Origin of the sequence: Caballeronia sp. LZ016, from assembly GCF_031450805.1 — a bacterium.
Classification (GTDB): domain Bacteria; phylum Pseudomonadota; class Gammaproteobacteria; order Burkholderiales; family Burkholderiaceae; genus Caballeronia.
This window is the reverse complement of the sequence record NZ_JARTVY010000004.1, coordinates 136985-159526: the sequence shown is the minus strand read 5'-3', so window position 1 is coordinate 159526 and position 22542 is coordinate 136985. Positions and strand designations below refer to the sequence as shown.

18 protein-coding genes are annotated in these 22542 nt (G+C 62.9%); 9 read left to right on the top strand and 9 right to left on the bottom strand.

Annotation, left to right across the window (positions count from 1 at the left end):
• The first annotated feature begins 81 nt into the window (after positions 1-81).
• Genes P9220_RS21200 through P9220_RS21185 form a run of 4 tightly spaced genes read left to right on the top strand, consistent with a single transcriptional unit; the run spans position 82 to position 5555 of the window.
• Positions 82-2781: a type VI secretion system tip protein TssI/VgrG gene (locus P9220_RS21200; RefSeq protein WP_309767442.1), complete on the top strand. Its 2700-nt coding sequence runs from the start codon at positions 82-84 to the stop codon at positions 2779-2781.
• Positions 2782-2783: 2 nt separating this feature from the next.
• On the top strand, positions 2784-4286 hold the full coding sequence (locus P9220_RS21195; RefSeq protein ID WP_309767441.1) for a hypothetical protein: 1503 nt from the start codon (positions 2784-2786) through the stop codon (positions 4284-4286).
• 27 nt (positions 4287-4313) lie between these two features.
• Positions 4314-5294 carry a PoNe immunity protein domain-containing protein gene (locus tag P9220_RS21190; RefSeq protein ID WP_309767440.1) on the top strand — a complete coding sequence of 327 codons (981 nt, stop codon included), beginning with the start codon at positions 4314-4316 and terminating at the stop codon, positions 5292-5294.
• A 9-nt stretch (positions 5295-5303) separates the two neighbouring features.
• The gene (locus tag P9220_RS21185) at positions 5304-5555 is read left to right on the top strand and encodes a PAAR domain-containing protein (RefSeq protein WP_309767439.1); all 252 of its coding nucleotides are present in this window, start codon (positions 5304-5306) and stop codon (positions 5553-5555) included.
• Between the two features lie 64 nt (positions 5556-5619).
• Here P9220_RS21185 and garD read toward each other — a convergent pair whose 3' ends face one another.
• Positions 5620-7209 carry a galactarate dehydratase gene (garD, locus tag P9220_RS21180; protein ID WP_309767438.1) on the bottom strand — a complete coding sequence of 530 codons (1590 nt, stop codon included), beginning with the start codon at positions 7207-7209 and terminating at the stop codon, positions 5620-5622.
• A gap of 194 nt (positions 7210-7403) precedes the next feature.
• On the opposite strand from garD, the gene kdgD reads away from it, so the two are divergent.
• Entirely contained in the window at positions 7404-8321 is a 918-nt protein-coding gene (gene kdgD / locus P9220_RS21175; RefSeq protein ID WP_309767437.1) for a 5-dehydro-4-deoxyglucarate dehydratase, read from the top strand.
• A 114-nt stretch (positions 8322-8435) separates the two neighbouring features.
• Positions 8436-9788 carry an MFS transporter gene (locus P9220_RS21170; protein ID WP_309767435.1) on the top strand — a complete coding sequence of 451 codons (1353 nt, stop codon included), beginning with the start codon at positions 8436-8438 and terminating at the stop codon, positions 9786-9788.
• Positions 9789-9849: 61 nt separating this feature from the next.
• Here the strand turns inward: P9220_RS21170 and P9220_RS21165 are convergent, their stop codons facing one another.
• Positions 9850-10182, bottom strand: coding sequence for a DUF2322 family protein (locus P9220_RS21165; protein ID WP_309767434.1), 333 nt, complete (start codon positions 10180-10182; stop codon positions 9850-9852).
• 264 nt (positions 10183-10446) lie between these two features.
• Here P9220_RS21165 and P9220_RS21160 point away from each other — a divergent pair, with 264 nt between their 5' ends.
• A complete protein-coding gene (locus P9220_RS21160) occupies positions 10447-11928 on the top strand; it encodes a SulP family inorganic anion transporter (RefSeq protein ID WP_309767432.1) in 1482 nt (493 codons plus the stop codon).
• A gap of 4 nt (positions 11929-11932) precedes the next feature.
• Here P9220_RS21160 and P9220_RS21155 read toward each other — a convergent pair whose 3' ends face one another.
• The 3 genes from P9220_RS21155 to P9220_RS21145 form a co-directional block, all read right to left on the bottom strand.
• Entirely contained in the window at positions 11933-14206 is a 2274-nt protein-coding gene (locus P9220_RS21155) for an EAL domain-containing protein (protein ID WP_309767431.1), read from the bottom strand.
• Positions 14207-14293: 87 nt separating this feature from the next.
• On the bottom strand, positions 14294-14929 hold the full coding sequence (locus P9220_RS21150) for a DUF5074 domain-containing protein (RefSeq protein WP_309767430.1): 636 nt from the start codon (positions 14927-14929) through the stop codon (positions 14294-14296).
• 46 nt (positions 14930-14975) lie between these two features.
• The gene (locus P9220_RS21145; RefSeq protein WP_309767429.1) at positions 14976-16196 is read right to left on the bottom strand and encodes a helix-turn-helix domain-containing protein; all 1221 of its coding nucleotides are present in this window, start codon (positions 16194-16196) and stop codon (positions 14976-14978) included.
• Between the two features lie 104 nt (positions 16197-16300).
• Here P9220_RS21145 and P9220_RS21140 point away from each other — a divergent pair, with 104 nt between their 5' ends.
• Positions 16301-17062 carry a DUF899 domain-containing protein gene (locus P9220_RS21140; protein ID WP_309767428.1) on the top strand — a complete coding sequence of 254 codons (762 nt, stop codon included), beginning with the start codon at positions 16301-16303 and terminating at the stop codon, positions 17060-17062.
• 160 nt (positions 17063-17222) lie between these two features.
• Positions 17223-18761 carry a methyl-accepting chemotaxis protein gene (locus P9220_RS21135; RefSeq protein ID WP_309767426.1) on the top strand — a complete coding sequence of 513 codons (1539 nt, stop codon included), beginning with the start codon at positions 17223-17225 and terminating at the stop codon, positions 18759-18761.
• Here the strand turns inward: P9220_RS21135 and P9220_RS21130 are convergent.
• From P9220_RS21130 to P9220_RS21115, 4 genes are read right to left on the bottom strand one after another with little or no spacing between them, the layout of a single operon-like run.
• Positions 18742-19437 (bottom strand): substrate-binding domain-containing protein, encoded by a 696-nt coding sequence (locus P9220_RS21130; protein ID WP_309767424.1) that lies wholly within the window; start codon positions 19435-19437, stop codon positions 18742-18744. The genes P9220_RS21135 and P9220_RS21130 overlap by 20 nt on opposite strands.
• 14 nt (positions 19438-19451) lie before the next feature.
• Entirely contained in the window at positions 19452-20135 is a 684-nt protein-coding gene (gene ligK, locus P9220_RS21125; RefSeq protein ID WP_309767423.1) for a 4-carboxy-4-hydroxy-2-oxoadipate aldolase/oxaloacetate decarboxylase, read from the bottom strand.
• A 2-nt stretch (positions 20136-20137) separates the two neighbouring features.
• Positions 20138-21163, bottom strand: coding sequence for an amidohydrolase family protein (locus P9220_RS21120; protein WP_309767421.1), 1026 nt, complete (start codon positions 21161-21163; stop codon positions 20138-20140).
• A gap of 12 nt (positions 21164-21175) precedes the next feature.
• Positions 21176-22525 (bottom strand): aromatic acid/H+ symport family MFS transporter, encoded by a 1350-nt coding sequence (locus tag P9220_RS21115; RefSeq protein WP_309767419.1) that lies wholly within the window; start codon positions 22523-22525, stop codon positions 21176-21178.
• Positions 22526-22542: the final 17 nt, after the last annotated feature.

Here is a 22542-nt window from a genome sequence, read left to right as displayed (position 1 = left end):
CGTGCACTAGAGCATCCCCGAACCCTCGGTTTTCGCTGCGACGCACTTCCCGGAGCGGACCACCTGGGAGTGCCGTGCCTCGTGCCAATCCGCCTGCGCGGAACCGATGCCATCGGCGAGCTATTCGAATACGTCATTACGCTCAAAGCAAGCGCGGACTATCGCGGAAGGACCGCCGACATTGCAAGCCTGGACCTGGACAAGCTGCTCGGCGTCGAAGCAACTGTTTTCGTGCAAGTGCGCGGCAAGTACGAGTTCATTCCCGGCATGCCCGGCAACACTGGCGCAGGCAACGTCGGCGGCTATACGCGTGAGATCAGCGGCATCATCTCGACGGCGCGCATCGCAGGCAGTGATGGCCGCTCGATTGTCTATGAGTTGACGCTACGCCCAGCCTTATACTTAGCCACCCAGAACCTCAATTCACGTGGGTTTTATGGTCTCGATGTCATTGAGATCACGCGCGAAGTCATGCACGACTACCCGGTTGAGGTTGTCTATCGCATCGGCGGGCCAGCGGGTAGCGGCAAAGGCTACTATCCAAAGCGCGACTATCAGCGACAAGCATTTGAAAGCGACTACTCTCTGCTGCGTCGGCTATGGGAGGAGTGGGGCATCATATTTTGGTGGGAGCACTCCGACGGCTTCCATCGGCTCGTGTTAGCTGATGGCTATGGCGGATACAGTGAGCACGGTCCTGCGCACGCCACGCTGACCTACAACCCTTCGAAAGCGCGCATCGACGAGGAATACATCGATACCTTGTCGATCACCAACGTTCTCGCCACCGGCGCGGTGACGTTGCGCGACCACGACTATACCGCACCGTCGTGGGGGCGCAACGGACAGAAATCTTCCGGCATGCAAGGTGAGTATGAGCATCCGCGCGATGTAGAGCACCCTCGGCCCGAAATCTACGATTGGGGCAACTTCGTACAGCCGCAGGAAGCCGGAATAAGCCATGAGCGAAACAACCCGCTTGAAGAAGCGCGTTACCTTGCCAGCGTGCGAATGGACTCCATCCGATGCAGGACGCATCGCGGCAAGGGTCACGGTCATCTGACGGGGCTGCTACCGGGTCACACGTTCAAGCTCAAAGGCTACCCGCAAGCGAAGGCAAACGATGAATATGTCGTCGTCTCCTGCACGCTTGATATTCAGGGTATCGATATTGAGGCGAAGGATTCGCCCCCTTTCCGTTGCGATACAGACTCCGAAATCCAGCCGACGAACGAGTATTACCGGCTCGAACAGAAGACACCGAAGCCGCGCATTCACGGACCTGAATACGCCGTCGTCGTCGGCTACAAGGACGCCGAGCAATGGCTCGACGCAATGGGCCGCGCCCTCGTCCAGTTCCGCTGGGATCGTGAAGGCACGTTCGACGAGAAGCGCTCGGTTTGGCTGCGCGTCGCCCTGCCGTGGCAAGGCAACGCACGCGGCGTGGCGATGCCGCTGCGCATCGGCGATGAGGTCATCGTTTCCTACATCAACGGCGACCCGGACTTAGCAATCATCGTCGGCAGTGTGACGAACCGGAACAACGTACCGGCGTGGGACTTGCCGAAGAACAAGGCGCTGTCAGGCATTCGAACGCGCAGCCTGGGCAACGAGCAGGGAACCAATCATCTCGCGCTCGATGACACGAAAGGCGAGCTGCAGGCGCAGCTCTCAAGCGATCAGGGATCATCCATTCTGAGCCTTGGCTTCATCCGCCGCATCTTCGGCAAAGCAGGCCGACAAGAGGCGCGGGGCCAAGGCTTCGAACTGCGCACCGACATGTGGGGCGTGCTGCGCGCTGCCTTGGGAATGCTCGTCACGACCGAGGCCCGCACCGGGGCAAAAGGTCATGCGAAAGACATGGCCGAGACGGTCGCCCGGCTTGCGCAGGCGCGTCAACAACACAAGGACACGGCGCAGCTCGCGCAGCGGCACGGTGCGCAAGAGACGGCCACGCAGGACGACATCAACGCCGCCATCAAAGAGCAAAACGCGGCAGTCAAAGGCGGCGCGCAGGCATCGGAAGTCGGACCCGAGATGACCCGCCCGGACCTGCTTCTTTCCAGCAGTGCGGGGATTGCATCCACTGCCGCCGATGGTACGCACTTCGCAAGCGTCAACGGCCATGCGGTCACGGCGGGCGGCGATGTCAGCTTTTCGTCCGGTCGCTCTTTGCTCGCGTCCGTGCGTGGCGCGATCTCGATGTTCGCCTACCAGCTCGGCATCAAGCTCGTCGCTGCGCGCGGCAAGGTCGAGATTCAGGCATTGAGCAACGAGGCGTCGCTATCCGCGCTGAAGGACATCACTATCACCAGCACCGACGGAAAGATCGTCATCACGGCGTCCAAGGAGGTGTGGATCGGCGCGGGTGGTTCTTACATCCAGATCAACGGCAGCGGCATCGTGAACGGTTCCCCGGGGCCGATTCTTGAGAAAGGCGCATCGTGGGATGTGCCGGGGGCCGACTCGCAGAAGCGCATGCCGGCGCTCAACGGCGTGGTTGGCGAGACGCCGAACTTTATCGAGTTCAATCACGCCTACGACGACCTTGAGCCGGTCAAGAACGCACCTTACACCGTGCATTTCGCGGACGGCACGACCGTCACAGGAAAGTTCGATGCACAAGGCTTCGCCCGCCTAGAAGGCGTGCCGCCCGGCACGGCCAGGGTCGAATGGGGTGAGGACACCCGCCAGTGGAACGCCGAAAGCAAGAAACCGAATAGCCATCTCAGCGCCGCCTCGGACACTGAATCGGCCATTGCTCTTGTCAGGAACCTGTAGTAGTGGTTGCTCGCACTTCAAACACGACTATCCCCATCATTCAGGTCAAGCCGAATCTCAAAGATGCAGTTCGCATGGCGGTAGCCGAGATCAGGCGGTTTCTGGAGATGTGCTACCCCGCGCAGGCCATCACGCAGACCGAGGCCGACAAAGCCATCGCCGGGCTATGGCTGTCGCGCATCAAAGGCTTTCATGATGACGATGACTTTCTGCATCTGACACGTGACTTCATCGCATACCTGTTGAGTGGCGGCGCGCGATCCCAAATCTCCGACCAGCTCGGTTACTACTTCTCGGGTTTCATGCCGAGCTACGGCGCGTCGTGCATCTTCGTGCAGACAGTCGCCGAAGGCGGGACGTGGGACGATGTTCGCGCCTTCATGCACAGTCAGGCATACGGCAATGCTCGTGAGTATGTGGAGTCCTTCGATTGGGACTCGGGCCGGAAGAAAGCCGACGAAGAGGTTAAAGCGTGGGCGGCTATTGTCAGGCAGCAAGATAGCCGCTTGGAAGCCGCAAGCCGCAGCGCGGTCATGTATGCGCAGGCGCAGCCCATGCCGAACACTCCCGTCACGGATTTTCCGGCGAACGATCCGATTTTTCCCAAGCCACCGCCACAGTTGGAGGTGGTTAGAGGCGGAGGCGCAGCGGCTGAAGCGGCGGCAGGTCGCGGACTCGCGACGCTGGCGCTTGAAATAGGCACGATGACGCTGTTAGCCGTCGTACTGATCGCCATACCTGGAAATGCGTTCGAAGAACATTCTGAAGAAGAGGAAATGCGGCGCATACAAGCAAAGTATGCTCCGCAAGGAAAGCTCCCGATACCGGATACTCAGTCTCAGACGCAAGCGCAAACCAATGCGACCAACAACGAATGCAAGGCACAGGCTGAACTGAGGAAGCAGAACGGCGAGGTCTGCGAAAACGATGGCTATACGATCATGGAAGACACCATGAAGTATCGCCGTCTGATCGACCCGCCCAAGGGCAGAGGACTGGATGGGCTATTTGAAAAGGTACCGCCAATGAATCTGCCTCAGCCTTTACCGGATACGGTCGTGAAGCCAAAGCCCGGAACGTTGATGTTCATTCCGAAGGACAAAGCGCCACCGTCGCCCGCTTATGCTTTTACCGCAGCCGCGACGGGAAGTTCAATCGGCGCGACCTACCCCAAGTTCGTGGTGTTCGAAGCCAAGAATATGGAGCAGCGGGTCAACACTGATAACGTCGAAAGCGTCAAGAAGGCGGCGAAGCGAAGGCTAGGTGAGACCTGCGACGGGACCCAGATGAGCGAGCCGTGGACGGAAGAACGAATTCCGCAAGCGCTCAAGCGTGACAGCCGGATGTCACCTGGGGATCAAGCGCGAAAGAGGACGGAAATAGGAATTGAGCGCTATGCACGCTGGATCTTTGTCTGCCTTCCTGGTCCTTTCGGCGGAGAACCATCGAAAGTCTTCGTCTTCATTGACGTTGTAGAGGCGAACCTAGACATCGACCCTAAATAACACGGCATATCACAGTCGAGGCAACCAATGACAATACAAAATACCAGAAGACAAAGATACTTGGACGAGTCCAGTTTTAGCGACAATAGCGAGATCCTGGGTGTTGGAATCACTTTGGCCTTGGAGAACTTGGCAAGGAAAAACCTGATTCCTTCGGCTCCGTCCAGTCTTTGCTGGCAGGCTGCGTCTAACACTCTGCAAATCGTGCTCCTCGATTACACGGCCGGGCGACCTATCTCAGACCTTCGAGCGCAAATGCCCGCGCTCATTGAGCGCTTCGACACCTATCTTGCACAAGAAAAGTCGCCACGTAGCGAAGACCCGCCGCGCAATGTGGCCGATACGCTGGAAATCACGCAGATCGATGCCTATGTCTACGTGCTCTGGCTGCTCGCCCTGTGCAAGTTGCTCAAGCACGAGGAGTTCGCTTCGAAGGTCATGAACTGGGTCGACAAAACCTTCCAGTACAACCGGGGACGTGACAAGCTCTTCGAGAACGTGGTACAGGCGCTAACCGGCAAGCATGTAGGAGGCGCGAACCGGCTGTTTCACGAGAACCCCTACAAGCCACTTGCCGAAGCAACCGATGCATTGCCAGAAGATCGAGCCGCACTCGTTAAGCAGTTCGTCACCAGCTGGTACAAGGGCATGAAAAACACGTACTGGCACGGGGCGCACACAGGTGGCATCTACTTCGGCTACTGGTGCCTCGAAGCCGCCCTCGTGACGATCCTGTTCGACATCGACGACAGCAGCTATCGCGATCACCTGGTCTATCCGAAAGACCTTGTGGACTGGTATCGCGCCAACACTGAGCCGTCGCACAAGAACGCAGCGCCTTTCCGTGCGCCGTTGCGGGCTGAGCCCGGTCAGCCTTGTCCGCGCAGCGGCGAATGGTTCAGCCCATTCCTGAAGAAAACCGTCCATGTGAACAAAGGCGAGCCGATGCCGGGACCGGACAAGGACAAGACCGGAAACAGCGTCATCTGGTATCTGCGCGACGAATAAGGGAACAGCATGTCCATCAAACTGATCCGCTTAGGGGATACGACGGATCACGGCGGGGCCGTCATCACTGCATTGGAAACCATGCGCTATGGTGGTCGCCGGGTCGCGCGCAAGGGGGATGAAGTGGAATGCCCGCTTCATCCCGAGGTGAAGCCGAACGTCATCATCGAGTGTGACGCCAGGATCAGCGATCACGGCGTGCCGGTAGCGCGTGAGGGGCATCACGCACTGTGTGGTTGCCGCCTGATCTCCACCATGTAGCTGCCACCACGCAAAAAAAGCCCCAAACCATCGGGGCTTTTGTCACGGACAACAACCTTGCAGCTCAGGTCACCGGCGCCGGATTGAACAGCACAAGCGCGTTATGCAGCTTCAGCGCTTCGGCCTTCGTCTGCTTCTTCCCGCTCGCGATATCCAGCATCAGCCGGAACAGCTCCCAGCCCACATCGCCGATCGTCGCTTCGCCCGTCGCGATGGTGCCCGCGTTCACATCCATCAAATCGTGCCAGCGGCGCGCCAGATCCGAACGCGTCGCCACCTTGATGACCGGCACTTCCGCCAGGCTATACGGCGTGCCGCGCCCCGTCGTGAACACGTGCAGGTTGATGCCCGCCGCGAGTTGCAGCGTGCCGCAGATGAAATCGCTCGCAGGCGTCGCCGCGTAGATCAGGCCCTTCTGCTTCACCTTCTCGCCCGGCGACAGCACGCCCGATATCGTCGATGAACCGGACTTCACGATCGATCCCATCGCCTTCTCGACGATGTTCGACAGCCCGCCCTTCTTGTTGCCCGGCGTCGTGTTCGCGCTGCGATCCGCGCCGCCGCGCTTCAGATAATCGTCGTACCACTGCATCTCGCGGATGATCGCCGCCGCCACTTCGCCATTCGCGGCCCGCGCCGTGAGCTGCGCGACGCCATCGCGCACTTCGGTCACTTCCGAGAACATGACCGTCGCGCCGGCGCGCACCAGCAGGTCCGTCGCGAAACCCACCGCCGGATTCGCCGTGAGACCCGAGAACGCATCGCTGCCGCCGCACTGCACGCCGACCACCAGATCCGACGCCGGGCAAGTCTCGCGACGGCGATTGTTGAGCCGCTTCAGATGCGTCTCGGCCATGCGCATGATGGAATCGATCATCGACTGGAAGCCGACGTGTCCCTCGTCCTGCAACACGACTGCCGCGCCGTTGTCCTCGCTCTCCATGTCGCCGATATCCGCAATCGCGTCATCGACGGCGGCCGCCGCGATCGGGATCGTGCCCGGCGGCATCAGGCGCTCGGGCTGCAGCTTCTCGCAGCCGAGACTCACCATCATGACTTCGCCGCCGAAGTTCGGATTCAGCGCGATATTGCGCACCGTGCGGATCGGGACCATCGCGTCCGGCGCTTCGATGGCCACGCCGCAACCGTATGTATGGCCGAGGCTCACGACGTCATCGACATTCGGATAACGCGGCAGCAACTCCGCCTTGATGCGGTCGACCGCGTGCTGCACGACATCCGCGACACATTGCACGGTCGTCGTGATCGCCAGGATGTTGCGGGTGCCGACCGTGCCGTCCGCATTCCGATACCCCTCGAACGTGAAGCCTTCGAGCGGCGACGTGTCGGGCGCCTGAATGGTCGCGATCGGCAAGTCGTGCAACTCGGGCGGCGTCGGCATGCGCAGCACGTGTTCGTTGATCCAGCTGCCCTTCGGCAGCGCCTTCAACGCATAGCCGATCACCACGTTATAGCGGATGACCGCCTCGCCTTCCGCGAGATCCTTCAGCGCGACCTTGTGGCCTTGCGGCACGCGCTCCCGCAGCACGAGGCCATCGGAGAAAGTAGCGCCTTCCCCGAGGCCGCCGTCGTTCACGACGATCGCCACGTTGTCCTCGGGATGCACGCGAATATAAAGCGGGGGCTGATTCATTCTGATGATCCTTGGCGCGTTTGAGCCGACTTCTAGAGTTATGTCATCCTACAACATAACGGACGGCCGTTGCTCAGTATTTACCCTTGATTTTACAGCGAAGCTCGCGTTCTGCTTGTCCGTCGCAAAGTCATGTTGTACGATGACCTATAAGCGCTGCATCTGCCGCACGCTCCTCACCGAGACATCAAATCATGACGACACCGCAAGAACTCAAGCAAATCGTTTCCGAAGGCCTGCTTTCGTTCCCCGTGACCGACTTCGACGCGCAAGGCAACTTCCGCGCCGATACCTACGCCGAGCGCCTCGAATGGCTGGCTCCCTACGGCGCGTCGGCGCTCTTCGTGGCGGGCGGCACGGGCGAGTTCTTTTCGCTGACGCAACCTGAATATTCGCAGATCGTCCGCACGGCTACCGAAGTGTGCCGAGGCAAGGTGCCGATTCTTGCCGGTGCGGGCGGCCCGACGCGCACGGCCATCGCCTTCGCGCAGGAAGCCGAGAAGAACGGCGCGCAAGGCATCTTGCTGATGCCGCATTACCTGACCGAAGCATCGCAGGAAGGCATCGCGGCGCACGCCGAGGAAGTCTGCAAGGCCGTGCCGAAGATGGGCGTCATCATCTATAACCGCGCGAATTCCAAGCTCAACGCCGACATGCTCGAGCGACTCGCGGACCGCTGCCCGAACCTGATCGGCTTCAAGGACGGCGTCGGTGAAATCGAGGCGATGGTCACCGTCCGCCGCCGCCTGGGCGACCGCTTCTCGTACCTCGGCGGCCTGCCGACGGCGGAAGTCTATGCCGCCGCCTACGAGGCGCTCGGCGTGCCGGTCTATTCGTCGGCGGTTTTCAACTTCATCCCGAAGACGGCGATGGACTTCTATCGCGCGATCGCCGCGAACGATCACGAGACCACCGGCAAGCTGATCGACGAATTTTTCCTGCCGTACCTCGCGATCCGCAACCGCCGTGCGGGCTATGCGGTGAGCATCGTCAAGGCGGGCGCGAAGCTCGTCGGCCACGACGCAGGTCCGGTGCGCGCGCCGCTGACCGACCTGACCGAAGAAGAGATGGGCCAGCTCGACGCGCTCATCAAGAAGCTCGGCTCGCAATAAGCGCGCTTCGCATCGAGCACCGCAACAGGCGCGCAGACAGTCACGCGCGCCCGCAACGAAAGGGCCGCTCATGCGGCCCTTCGTGCAGGAAGCACTGGAGACGAGGAGAAGTTGATGTCGCTCTACCGCACCGCCAATCCCGCCGACGTCATGAAGCGCACGAAGGTGCGCTACGTCATTCTGTTGCTGATCTTCGCCATTACGACGTTCAACTACGCGGACCGCGCCACCTTGTCGGTGACGGGCGCGGCCATGCGCGCCGAGTTCGGCTTCGACGCTATCCGCATGGGTTATATTTTCTCGGCGTTTAGCTGGGCGTACGTACTATCGCAGGTTCCGGCGGGCTGGCTGCTCGACCGCTTCGGCGCACGCCGCGTGTATGCGGCCAGCATCTTTCTGTGGTCGCTTTTCACGCTGCTGCAAAGTGCGATCGGCTTGCTCGGCAGCGCAGCCGCGGCCGTCACTGCATTGTTCGTCCTGCGCTTCATGATGGGCGCGGCCGAAGCGCCGGCTTTTCCCGCCAACGCGAAGGTCGTGGCAAGCTGGTTCCCGACGAAGGAACGCGGCACGGCATCGGCCATTTTCAATTCGGCGCAATACTTCGCTGCTGTGGTCTTCACGCCATTGATGGCGTGGCTCACGCATGCGTTCGGCTGGCATCATGTGTATATCGTGATGGGCGTGGCCGGCCTGATGCTCGCGATCGTCTGGCTCTCGGTGATGAAGAATCCCGCCGATCATCCGCGCGTCAATCGCAACGAGCTCGACTACATCGAGCAAGGCGGCGGCCTCGTGCGCGGACACCAGCGTGCGCGCAGTGCGGGCAACACCGACAAAGGCAATCCGGTCGGCTGGCCGGTTGTGAAGCAACTGCTCACGAATCGCATGCTGCTCGGCGTGTATCTCGCGCAGTACTGCATCAACGTGCTGACGTACTTCTTCCTCACGTGGTTCCCGATCTATCTCGTGCAGGCGCGTCACATGACGATCCTCCAGGCGGGGCTGATCGCATCCCTGCCCGCCATTTGCGGCTTCACGGGCGGCGTGCTCGGCGGCGTGCTGTCGGACTCGCTGATTCGGCGCGGCTTCTCGCTCACCGTCGCGCGCAAGGCGCCGATCGTCGGCGGCATGCTGCTGTCGTCGTGCATCATCGGCTGCAACTACGTGAACACCGACTGGATCGTAGTCGCGCTGATGTCGCTCGCGTTCTTCGGCAAGGGTATCGGCGCGTTGGGCTGGGCCGTGGTCGGGGATACATCGCCGAAGGAAGCCATCGGTCTCTCGGGCTCGATCTTCAACATGTTCGGCAATATCGCGGGCATCGTGACGCCGATCGTGATCGGCTATCTCGTTGCAAAGACCGGTTCGTTCAACGGGGCGCTCGCGTTCGTCGGCGTCAATGCGTTGATCACCGTGTTCAGCTATCTCGTCATCGTGAAGAAGATCGAGCGGGTGCAGTTGCGATAAGGCTTCTGTAGCCCGATGTCGAAGGCGGCCGCAACGGGCCGCCGTTTTTTTGTCGACAGGTTCAGGCAGCGCCGACTACATCGATCTTCAACGCCTCGCCGCCCGCTGCGATCTCCAGCAGACGATCGACATTCGGATGCGCCCCCGGGCGGTTGCGCGCATCCGACGTATGTTCGGCGAACACCGCGAGGCCATGCTCGGCGGCCTTTGAATCCAGCGTGCCGAATGCCTGCTTCAGATAGTGATCCACCGCAAGCGAGCCCTGCTTGCCCGGCTTGTTCTCGATGCTGGCGAGCACCGCGCCTTCGCCATCGACGAGATCGATGCGCTGGATGCCTTCGATCGGGGGCAGTTGAGCGAGGTTATCCTTGAATACGTTGCCGGGCTGAATCATGAGCACACTCCGCGTTTGACAGGTCGATCAGTGAGGCGGGGTATCTTAAACGATCAGAAGATGTGGGGCTCGTGCCGGCATCCGTGTGACGCGAGAACATGCGGTCGCCTCGCGTCCCGCCATTCATGGTCTTCTGCGCCGTTCCTGTCGGGGGAAACGTTTGCGGCAGCCGCCCGCGCACGGCCTCAGGGTTTGCACCGATCGGTTAAAATCACGCCTCTTCCGCTTTCCCTTCGTTTCGGCCGTCTCGCCGGACTCATCCCTATGAAAACTCATACGCTGCGCGAGGAATGGTTCTCGAACATTCGCGGCGACGTGCTGGCCGGCACCGTCGTCGCGCTTGCGCTCATTCCCGAGGCGCTCGCTTTCTCGATCATCGCGGGCGTCGATCCGAAGGTCGGTCTGTATGCGGCGTCGGTCATCGCAATCGTGTCGGCCATCGCGGGCGGCCGGCCCGGCATGATCTCCGCGGCGACGGGGGCGGTCGCGCTCCTGCTCTCATCGCTCGTGAAGGCGCATGGCGTCGAATACGTGCTCGCTGCGGGCATCCTCGCGGGCATCCTGCAGATCGGCGCGGGCATGCTCCGGCTCGGCGCGCTGATGCGCTTCGTGTCGCGCTCCGTCATCACGGGCTTCGTCAACGCGCTTGCCATCCTGATCTTTCTTGCGCAACTGCCGCAATTGCAGAGCGCGCCGTGGTACGTCTACGCAATGGTCGCCGGCGGCCTCGCGATCATTTACCTGCTGCCGCGCGTGACCAAGGCAGTGCCGTCGCCGCTTGTGTGCATCATCGTGTTGACGGCCATATCGATGGCATTGCACCTGCAATTGGGCACCGTCGGCGACATGGGCGCGTTCCCCGACCGGCTGCCGGTTTTCGGGCTGCCCCAGGTGCCCTTCTCGCTCGACACGCTGCGCATCGTCTTTCCGTATTCCGTGGCGATCGCTATCGTCGGCCTGCTCGAATCGCTGATGACGGCGGCCATCGTCGACGATTACACCGATACGCCGAGCGACAAGGATCGCGAATGCCGTGGCCAGGGCTGCGCGAACATCGCCGCAGGCTTTCTCGGCGGCATGCCCGGTTGCGCGATGATCGGCCAGACGGTCATCAACATGAAGTCGGGCGGACGCGGGCGCTTGTCGACCTTCGTCGCGGGCGCGTTGCTGCTCGTGCTCGTCGTGTTTCTCGGGCCGTGGGTCAAGCAGATTCCGATGGCCGCGCTCGTCGCCGTGATGATCATGGTATCGATCAGCACGTTCAGCTGGCGCTCGATTGCGAACCTGCGCACGCATCCGAAAAGCTCGTCGGTGGTCATGCTTGCAACGGTCGTCGTGGTGGTCGCGACAGGCAATCTCGCGATGGGCGTGTTCGTCGGCGTCTTGTTGAGCGCGCTCTTCTTCACGTCGAAGGTGCGGCAAGTGCTGGTCGTCGATTCGACACTGGACGAAGCGGCGAGCGAGCGGCGTTATGCGGTGCGCGGGCAGGTGTTCTTCGCCTCGTCCGAAGCCTTCGTTTCCGAGTTCGATTTCAAGGAGCCGGTGCGCTCGGTGCGGCTCGATCTTTCGCACGCGCACTTCTGGGACATCACCGCAATCGATGCACTCGACCGCATCGTGAACAAGTTCCGGCGCAACGGCATTGCGGTGGATATCGCGGGGCTGAATCGTGCGAGCGCGACGATGATCGAGAAGTACGCGACGCACGACAAGGCGAGCGCCACGCACTACGAGCCGTCGCACTAAGGACTTACGCCGGACTCCCGGCGCAGGCAACGTCGTCCATGAACGCATCGAGCGCCACGGGCCGCGCGCGCAGGAATCCCTGCATTTTGTCGCAGCGCGCGTCTCTCAGGCGCTCGAGCTGCTCCCCCGTCTCGACGCCTTCGGCGACGACGGTCACGCCGAGCTTGTGTGCAAGATCGATCACGCCTTCGACGACCGTTCGCATCATCGCGTCGGTGGCGATGTTGTCGACGAAAGACTTGTCGAGCTTCAGCACATCCGGCCGGAAACGCGCGAGATAACTCAGGCTCGAATAGCCCGTGCCGAAATCGTCGATGGCGATCCGCACGCCCATTTCGCGTATCTTCGAGAGCACGTCCTGCGCATCGTCGACATTCTCGATTAGTGCGGATTCCGTAATTTCCAGCGTGATGCGGTCGGCACCGATGCCGCTGCGCTTCATCGCGTGCATGAGCACGGAGACGAGACGCGGATCGCGGAACTGCTTCGGCGACACGTTCACCGCGACCGAGCGGACATCGGGCGCCGCGGCGGCGAGCCGTGCAGCCGCCTGCACGGCTTCACGAATGATCCAGTGCCCCGCTTCGACGATCAATCCGCTCTCTTCCAGCACCGGCACGAACTCTCCCGGCGATATGAGCCCCAGTTGCGGATGATTCCAGCGCAACAGCGCTTCGACACCGACGAGCGCGCCGGTATCCACGCGATACTGCGGCTGATAGTGGAGCAGAAACTGATTGGCGCGTATCGCGTCGTGCAATTCGGATTCGAGATGCGCGCGCGCAAGATCGCCCTTCTCGCTTTCGCCGAACACGCGAAACGCATTGCGGCCCGCGCGCTTGGCGGCATACATCGCCATGTCCGCGCTGATGAACAGATGCTCCGGCGTGCGGCCATGCTCGGGATACAGCGCGACGCCCGTCGAGCAGGTCATCGTGACGGTCCGGCAGCCGAGCTTGATAGGCCGATGACAGGCGAGCGCAAGCCGTCTGCATGCGCGCTCGATTCTCGGCTGATCGAACTGGCCCGGCAGGAGCACAGTGAACTCGTCACCGCCGGGACGCGCGGCGACGGCGCCTTCGGGAATGGCATCGGCAATGCGCTGCGCGATGGCCTTGAGCACCGCGTCGCCAGCATCGTGGCCGGCGGTATCGTTGATCGACTTGAAGCGGTCGACATCGATGAACAGATACGCGAACGGTTCGCCGGACGCGCAGCGTTCGACGAGCGCATCCGTCATGGCGTTGCGATTGCGCAGGCCTGTCAGGCTGTCCGTATTCGCAAGCCGATGCAGCTCCTGCAGACGCATGCGCTCCTCGGTCGCATCGACGCATACGCTCACGACGCGCGACACCGCGCCGTCCTCGTTCACCGGATAGATGTCCGCCCGCACCCAGCGCGTGCGATCGCCGGACAGACAAAGACGGAAATAGCTCTGCGAAGGCGCGCCCGTGTTCACGGCTTCGCGCATCTTGTTGCGCAGGCCGGACAGGTCGTCTGTGTGCACACGCTGCATCCACGCGGTCTTTTCGGCTTCGAGCGCAGCCACCGGCATTTCCCACATGCGCTCGAACGCCGAGCTCACATGCAGCAGTTCGCGAAAGTCATGCGTCGTGGTCCAGAAGACCGCATCGACGTGATCTTCCATGTCTTTCTGCACGCGTGCATTGCCGCTCAATTCGTCGATGAGCGCGACTTCCGCCGTGATATCGCGCGACTTGCACAGCACCGACACCACGCGGCCCGCTTCGCCATACACGGGCGCGAAGCTCGACGTCCACCATTTCAGCGAGCCCGTCATCGTGCGGCAGGAGCCTGAGAACGAGGTAGATTCACCCGCTTTCGCGCGCTCGAAGGCGTCGCGCGCATCCGGGCCGTCCCAGAGCGCGAGCCAGTCGACGCCGACCACTTCGCCGGCGCAGTCGGCGCCGATCAGCTTGCGGCCGACATCGGAAATGCATACGACGCGGCCTTCCGGATCGAGCAGCTTCAGGCAGTCTTCCGCAATCGAGAGCAGTCCGTTCGAAAGCTGCTGCGCGACGAAAATCTGCCTGCGCCACTGCAACATCAGATGAATGACGGTGATGACGCCCGCCGCCGCTGCGCCGAGCAGCACGCTCCACGGCAGCGGGAGAAACGGCGTCATCGACAGCACGAGCGCGACGCCCAGCATTGCCAGCGCGAACGCATCGAAGCGGCGCATGCACTCGACATACGGAAATCGCCGGGCGACGGTTTCACCGATGGTCCCGAGAAAATCGCTCGCTCTTTCCTGCACCGCTGTATTCCTTTCCGACGTGACCGCACGTGAAGCGCTTTGCTCCTTAACGGCGCGGATCGAAAAGTCTTGAGTAAGCTGGCGCCGCTATGCCTTCGGCTTGCGCACGGCGCGCACCTTGCCGCTGCGACCGCCGCCGCAGAAGAAGCGGTCGCCCCCGTCGGATTCCAGTCCCGACACGGTCACCCCCTCGGGCATGTCCAGCTGATCGATGACCTCGCCCGTCCGCGCGTCGATGCGCCTCAGCTCGCTCTCGTCGCCCTCCCATGTCGCGTGCCAGAGTTCGCCGTCCACCCACGAGACGCCTGTCACGAAGCGATTCGATTCGATCGTGCGCAAGATGTCGCCGCTTGCCGGATCGATCTGATGGATGCGGCGTTCGCGGTATTGCCCGACCCACAGCGTGCCTTCGCCCCATGCAAGACCCGAATCCGATCCGCCACCAGGCGCGGGAATCGTCGAGAGCACGCGGCCCGTTCGCGGATCGATCTTCTGGATGCGGTCTTCGGCGATCTGATACAGATGCTCGCCATCGAACGCGGTGCCTGCATGAGCCGGCACGTCGATCTTGCGTTGCAGCGCGCCGCCCTGCGGGTCCAGTGCGTTCAGGCTGTCGCCGGCGGCGAACCAGACCGCGTGGCCATCGTAAGTCAGGCCGTGCACCGCTTCGACACCCGGAAAAGGCCCATATTCACGGATGATTTCTGCTTTCGCATGTTTCATGTGTCTGTCCTCGCTCGCCTGCATCGGCTCGATGCATGAGTCGATGCTAGCCGCTCGTGAGATCGGCGGGGAGTAACAAGGCCGTCGTGAATCCCGGCATCGGCGGGGTCATCCAGCGGCGCGCGCGTCCCCGTCCGAACGATTGCACCTTGCCCGCCGACGCCAGCCCTTCCAGCGCGCGCTGCACCGTGCGCTGACTCGCATTGAGCGCGAGTGCGAGCGCGGAACTGGACCACGACTGTCCATCCGCGAGACAGGCGAGAAGCGATGCGTGGTCGTCATCGACCGGGCGCGCGAGCATGGCAACCGCCCGTGCATGACGCGGCGTGAGCGCGTAGCCATCGCGAGTCGCGCGAAGTTCCGCGACCGGGCGCAGCATCGCGCGCAAGCGGCCCATCTCGACACGCAGCCGCACCCGATGCGTCTCGTCCGCGCGCCCGATACGAAAGGCACGGGCGATGAGCGCCTCGCGCGGCGTATCGGAAGGCCACGCTTGCGCGAGCATGCGCGCGAGCACGAAGAGGACGGGACGCCTCGTCAGTGAGACGAGCGCATGAGCATCGCGCACGATGTTGCGGCATGCATCGACGATGAGCGTATCCGACGCGAACAACGTTTCCACGTCATCGAGCGACAAGAGCCGCGTCTCGCCGTGAGCGACGATTCGTGCGGCGGGCGCATCGAGGCTATGCCGCGCGCTTTCGATTTCTGCAACGAGCGCGGGAATGCCGGCAGCGCACGCGGCCTCGCGCGCACGGGCAAGCGCACGGCGCGCGGCTTTCGCTTCCACGCGGCGCATCGCGATCCCCGCCGCCATCAGCTCATGCGATGCGAGCAGCGCAGCCGGCAGCGCGGCGGAATCGATCGCGCCCAGCATGCGTTCCGCTTCGTCGATGCGTCCGATCAGCAACGCCCGCCGCACTTCGAGCGTGCGCGCATGGGTCGCGTTGAGATGATCGCCGTGTGCTTCGAGCATCGCGCGCGCATGGTCGAGCGCCTTCGCGGGCCACGCAAGCTCACGCGACGCAAGCGCGATCTCCGCTTCCGCGACGATGCACCGCGCCCGAGCGACGGCTTCCTTCGCGCCGAATGCACGGGCCGCGCTCTTGATGAGCACTTTCGCACGCGCGAAGTCGCCGAGCTGCGCCATGGCGATGCCGCGCAACGCGAGCGCGGGGGCATCGTTGCGCCACGCGACGCGATTCAGCGCGCCGAGCGGATCACCGGCCGCGAGCGCGCGCGCCGCCGCGGTAATCAACGAGTCCATGCGAATCGCGCCACGCTTGTCACTCCCCGCTTGCCATGCCTCGCAGTAATCTAACACCATGCATCGCGACGATCTTTCACCCGGCGCACGAGGGAGCACGCAACATGACGACGCACATCACCGGAACACGCGGCGACTGGCTTGCCGCGCGGCTCGATTTGCTCAAGGCGGAGAAGGAACTGACACGACGAAGCGACGAACTCGCGCAGCAGCGGCAGCGTTTGCCTTGGGTTCGCGTGGACAAGCGCTATCGCTTCGACACGGAAGCGGGCGACGCCACGCTCGCCGATCTCTTCGGCGGCCGTTCGCAACTGCTCGTTTATCACTTCATGTTCGGGCCCGACTGGAGCGCCGGATGCCCTTCGTGTTCGTCGATTGCGGACAGCTTCGACGGCTTCGCGATTCATCTTGCGCATCACGATGTCGCGCTGTGGGCGGTATCGCGTGCGCCAATCGACAAGCTCGCAGCTTACAAGCGGCGCATGGGATGGACGTTCCCGTGGGCATCCGCACACGACGGCGAGTTCAACTACGACTTCAACGTGTCGTTCACCGAAGCGCAGCAGCGCACGGGCGATATCGAATACAACTATGCACGCGGCGAACACGCGATGGACATGACAGACGCCCCCGAGCCGGTCAAGGCCTTCGCTGCGGATTGCGGCACCGATGCGCCCGGCTTCACGCGGGATCGTCCGGGCATGAGCGCGTTCGCTTTCGAAGACGGCGTCGTCTATCACACGTATTCGGCTTACGCGCGCGGCCTCGATGCGCTATGGGGCATGTATCAATGGCTCGACCGCGCGCCGAAGGGCCGCAACGAAACGGGCAACTGGTGGAAGCGTCACGACGAATACGCGAAATGACGATCGATCGTGCGCTTCCATCCTTAAGTGTTTTCCTCGACTAAAGAGCGCGGCGCGGGCGTCGTTATCTACGGAATCCGATGGATTTCCTCGGCCGCGCGCCTGGCGCAGCATCGCAGCCGGTGCGGGAACGACGCGATGCAGCCACTTTGGGGAAGACATGTTTTCGACTATCAAGGGCCGGCTGGCGTTGGCCATGACGCTGCTGAGCGCGCTTCTGATCGCGGTTGGCCTCATCGGGCTCGTCGGCATGACGCGCTCGAACACGCTGACGCACGAGCTCTTTTCCAATCAGATGCCGAGCGCGGTATCGCTGGGGAATGCCGAAATGTTCGTGGCGCGTGAGCGTCTGTGCTTCGACCGCGCCGCGCTCAACGTCGGCACGAGCGCGGCGGAAGACGCCATTGCACGCGGTCCGCTGATGCGCAAGACCTCCGACGATGCGTGGACCACCTACGCCGCGCTACCGCAACAAGGGGAAGAGAAGGCGCTCGCCGACAAGTTCAACGCGCAGCGCATCGAGATGTACAGGCTGCTCGACCAGGGCTACGCCGACGTGCGCGCGAAAGACGAGCAGAAGATCGTCGCGGACGCCAGCGCCATGCAGGTCGCCTTCAACGAATTCGCGAAGACGGGCGCCGCGCTGCGCAAGCTGCAGTTCGAACAGGCGCAGAGCGCGTTCGCGGCGGGACAGGCGCAGTACGACACATTCCGCATCGCGAGCATGGCTGCCATCCTCCTCGGCGTGGTGGCGGCGCTGTATTCATGGTTCTCGCTGCGTCGACGGATCGCACGTCCGCTCGATGCCGCGCTCACGCAGTTCACCGCGATCGCGTCCGGCGACTTGCGCCGCACGGTGAACGTCACGTCGAACGACGAAATGGGCCAGCTTCTGCGCGGCCTTTCGACGATGCAGTCGAGCCTCGTCGAGACCGTGCGCTCCGTTCGTTCGGGAAGCGAATCGATTGCATCGGCGACGAAGCAGATCGCGGCGGGCAACATCGACCTGTCATCGCGTACGGAAGAACAGGCATCGGCGTTGCAGGAAACGGCGTCGAGCATGGACCAGCTCACGGGCACCGTGAAGCAGAACGCCGACAATGCGCGCCAGGCGAGCATGCTCGCGGCGAACGCATCGGAGATTGCAGGCAAGGGAAGCCATGTCGTGTCTCAAGTGGTCACGACGATGGGTGAGATCAATCAAAGCTCGGCGAAGATCGCGGACATCATCACAATCATCGAAGGCATCGCGTTTCAGACCAACATTCTTGCGTTGAACGCAGCGGTCGAAGCGGCGCGTGCCGGTGAAGAAGGACGCGGCTTCGCAGTCGTCGCGGGCGAAGTGCGGTCGCTTGCGCAACGCTCGTCGGCGGCGGCGAAGGAGATCAAGGAACTGATCGATACATCGGTGGAACGCGTGCAGTCGGGCAGCGCGCTCGTCGATGAAGCGGGCCGCACGATGCATGAAATAAGCGGCGCGGTGCAGCGCGTGACGGACATCATGGGCGAGATCGCAGCGGCATCGGAAGAGCAGAGCAGCGGCATCGATCAGGTTGCACGCGCCGTCACGCAGATGGACGAAGTGACCCAGCAGAACGCGGCGCTCGTGGAAGAAGCGGCGGCTGCAGCGCAATCGCTGGAAGATCAGGCGGCGGCGTTGCGCACGGCTGTCGAGACGTTCAGGCTGCAGGAAGCCTGACAGGCTCCATGCCGTACCGCTGCTTCACCGCATCGGCGTCACGCATGAACGCAAGCAAGGAACGCGCGGCCTGCCCGGCTCGCGCGTTCTCGCACAGCGCGCCTTCGAACACGGTCATCGCCTGAATCGCAGCCGGCATCGGACCGATCACGTCGACGCCATCCACTCCGATCAATTCGCTCATCTGCTGAAAGCCCAGTTCGACGTCGCCGCGCGCGATCAACGCACCGACGCCGACTCCCGGCGGCGCCTGCACGATACGCGATGCGACCGTCTCCGCAATGCCCCAACGTTCGAAAAGCCGCATCAGATGAGCGCCGCTCGGACCCGTCGAATAGCCGATGCTGCGTGCCTCCAGCACGGCGCTGCGCACGGCGGCTTCATTGCCGATCGATGGCCGCGCCGCACCCTTTGCGATCGCGACCGCGATGCCCGATCGCGCGACGCCGACGCGGCTCGCCGCATCGACACGCCCGGCAGCAACCAGCCGGCTTATCGCATTGGCCGCGAGCACGACGATATCGAACGCCTCGCCCTCTTTCACGCGGCGCTCCGCTTCCACGCCGCCCACTGATTCGACCGTTACGCGCTGCGCGTAGGCGTCAGCGAGATCGGTCAGCACGTGACGTGTGGCCATCGACGATATGACGGTGATGGGCGTCTGTGTATGGTTCATCGCATGCGCCCGCTTCAGTCGATGTACCGCAGTCCCGCGCGCGCAAGCGGCTCACGCATGCTGTACATGTCGAGGCCGAGCACGCCGCTCGCGAGCTTCGCGCGCTTCTCTTCCTCGAACGCCTCGCGCGCGATGGCTTTTTCCAGCACCTTTTTCGCCGAGGCGGACGGAACCACGACGACGCCATCGTCGTCCGCGACGATCACATCGCCCGGCGTGACGAGCGCGCCCGCGCACACCACCGGAATGTTGACGGAGCCGAGTGTCGCCTTCACCGTGCCCTTCGCGGAGACCGCCTTGCTCCAAACCGGGAAGTTCATTTCGGTGAGCACGCGCACGTCGCGCACGCCGCCGTCGATGATCAGCGCCCTTGCACCGCGCGCCTTGAAACTCGTCGCGAGGAGGTCGCCGAAGAAGCCATCGGTGTTGTCGGTCGTGCACGCGGCCACGACGATATCGCCCGGCCGAATCTGTTCCGCGGCGACGTGCAGCATCCAGTTGTCGCCGGGTTGCAAGAGGACCGTCACCGCTGTGCCGCTTGCTTGCGCGCCCGCATAGATGGGCCGCATGTAGGTCTTCATGAGGCCGACACGGCCCATCGCTTCGTGGACCGTGGCCGCGCCGAGCGCGCCGAGTCTTGCGGCCGCGTCGCCATCGGCGCGATCGATGTTGCGATACACCACTCCGAGTTCGAACATGTTTATCGTCCCTTTGCCTTGAGCGCCGCATCGAGCCGCGGATAAACACGGCGCGCGTTGCCTTCGTAAATCTTGTAGCGTGCTTCGGGCTGCATCGACGCAGCTTCGATATAGCGCTTCGTGTCGTCGAAATAGTGACCCGTTTCAGGATCGATGCCGCGCACCGCGCCGATCATCTCGCTTGCGAAGAGAATGTTGTCGACGGGGATCACGCGCGTGAGCAGATCGATGCCCGGCTGATGATAGACACAGGTATCGAAAAACACGTTGTCGAGCAGATGGTCCTTCAGCAAGGGCTTTTTCAGCTCCTGCGCGAGCCCCCGGAAACGTCCCCAGTGATAAGGCACCGCGCCGCCGCCATGCGGAATCACGAAGCGCAGCGTCGGAAAATCGCGGAACAGGTCGGAAGTCAGGCACTGCATGAACGCCGTTGTGTCGGCGTTCAGGTAGTGCGCGCCCGTCGTATGAAAACACGCGTTGCAGCTCGTGCTGACGTGAATCATCGCGGGAATGTCGTACTCGACCATCTTCTCGTAGATCGGATACCAGTACCGGTCCGAGAGCGGCGGGCTCGTCCAGTGCCCGCCCGACGGGTCCGGGTTCAGGTTGATCGCGACATTGCCGTATTGCTCCACGCACTTCACGAGTTCGGGAATGCACGTGGACACATCGACGCCAGGGCTTTGCGGCAGCATCGCCGCTGGAATGAAGTGGTCCGGAAACAACTGGCTCACGCGATAGCAAAGCTCGTTGCAGATCGCCGCCCACGTGCTCGACACGTCGAAGTCGCCGATGTGATGCGCCATGAAGCTCGCGCGCGGGCTGAAGATGGTCAGATCGAGTCCGCGCTCGCGCATCAGCCGTAACTGGTTGCTTTCAATGGACTCGCGCAGCTCGTCGTCGCTAATATTCAGTTCCGATACGCGCGGCATCTCGGATGGGTTCGTGATGCCGGCGATCTGCCGGTTGCGCCACGCCTCGAGCGCCTTGGGCGCGGTGGTGTAGTGGCCGTGTATGTCGATAATCATCGTGGCTCCGTACTAATGTGCAGCGGTGGTCTGCGGCGCGGCTTCCTCCGCACGGCCGCGCTGCGCAACGAGAATGGCGATGGCGGCAAGCGTCGCGGGCACGGCGAGCATGGCGAGGATGGCCCCGAACTCCCAACCGAGACCGAGCAGCGCGCCGCCGAACGCCGAACCGAAGATGCTGCCGAAACGGCCCATGCCGAGCATCCAGCTCACCCCGGTGGCACGCGCGACCGTCGGATAGCGGCTCGGCGCGAAGGCGTTGAGGCCGGTCTGCGCGCCGCTCATGCAGAATCCTGCGGCGAACACGAGCAGCGCAAGCGACGACGACAACGCGCCGATCCACGCGAGCCCCAGCACGCATACCGCCCCGCCGAGATACGCGGCGCTGATCACCGGCGCGGGCCGCACACGATCCATGATCCAGCCGACGATGATCGCGCCGATGGTGCCGCCGATCTGGAACATCGCCGTGATATTGGCCGCTGCGGATACGGTCAGGCCCGCGTCCTTCATCAAGGTCGGCAGCCAGCCCGTCAGCAGATAGATCACGAGCAGGCCCATGAAATACGTGACCCACAACGCGGCCGTCAGCACGCCATAGCCGTGGGAGAACAGCACGCCGATAGGCTTCTTCGTCGGCAGCGGCGGCTCGTTCGAGACGAAGGTTTCATCGCCGTTGAAGCGTGCGCCGCATACGCGGCCGAGCACCTTGCCGATTCGCTCCTGCGTCGCGCCGCGCACGGCCAGCAGCCGGGCCGATTCGGGCAGCAGCCAGATTTGCAGCGGGATCAGCGCGAGCGGCAATGCGCCGCCGAAGATCAGCACCGAGCGCCAGCCGTGCACCGGGATCAGCCATCCCGCGACGAAGCCGATCAACGCGGAGCCGAGATTGAAGCCGGTGAACATGATCGTGATGAGCAGCGCGCGCTTGCGTTGCGGCGCGTACTCGGAAAGCAGCGTGGTCGTGTTCGGCATCGCCGCGCCGAGGCCGATGCCCGTCAGCACGCGCAGTATCGCCATGCTCATCGGCGATGTGGTGAACGCGGTCGCGATGGTGAACACGCCGAACAGAAACACCGATGCGATCAGCACGCCCTTGCGTCCGATGCGATCCGATGCCGGCCCCGCCGCGAGCGCGCCGATCACGAGACCGATGGGCGCGGCGCTCATCACGAGGCCGAACGCGGGCCGCGAGATATGCCAGTCCGCGATGATCGACGGCGCGACGAAGCCCATGATGGCGACGTCCATGCCGTCGGCGGTGACGACGAGGAAACACAGCGCCACCAGCAGCCACTGGTAGGCGGAGATGGGCCGCTCGTCGATGAAGCCCTTGATGTCGATGGTTCTACCGCTAGTCATGTCTGTCTCCGTCCCTG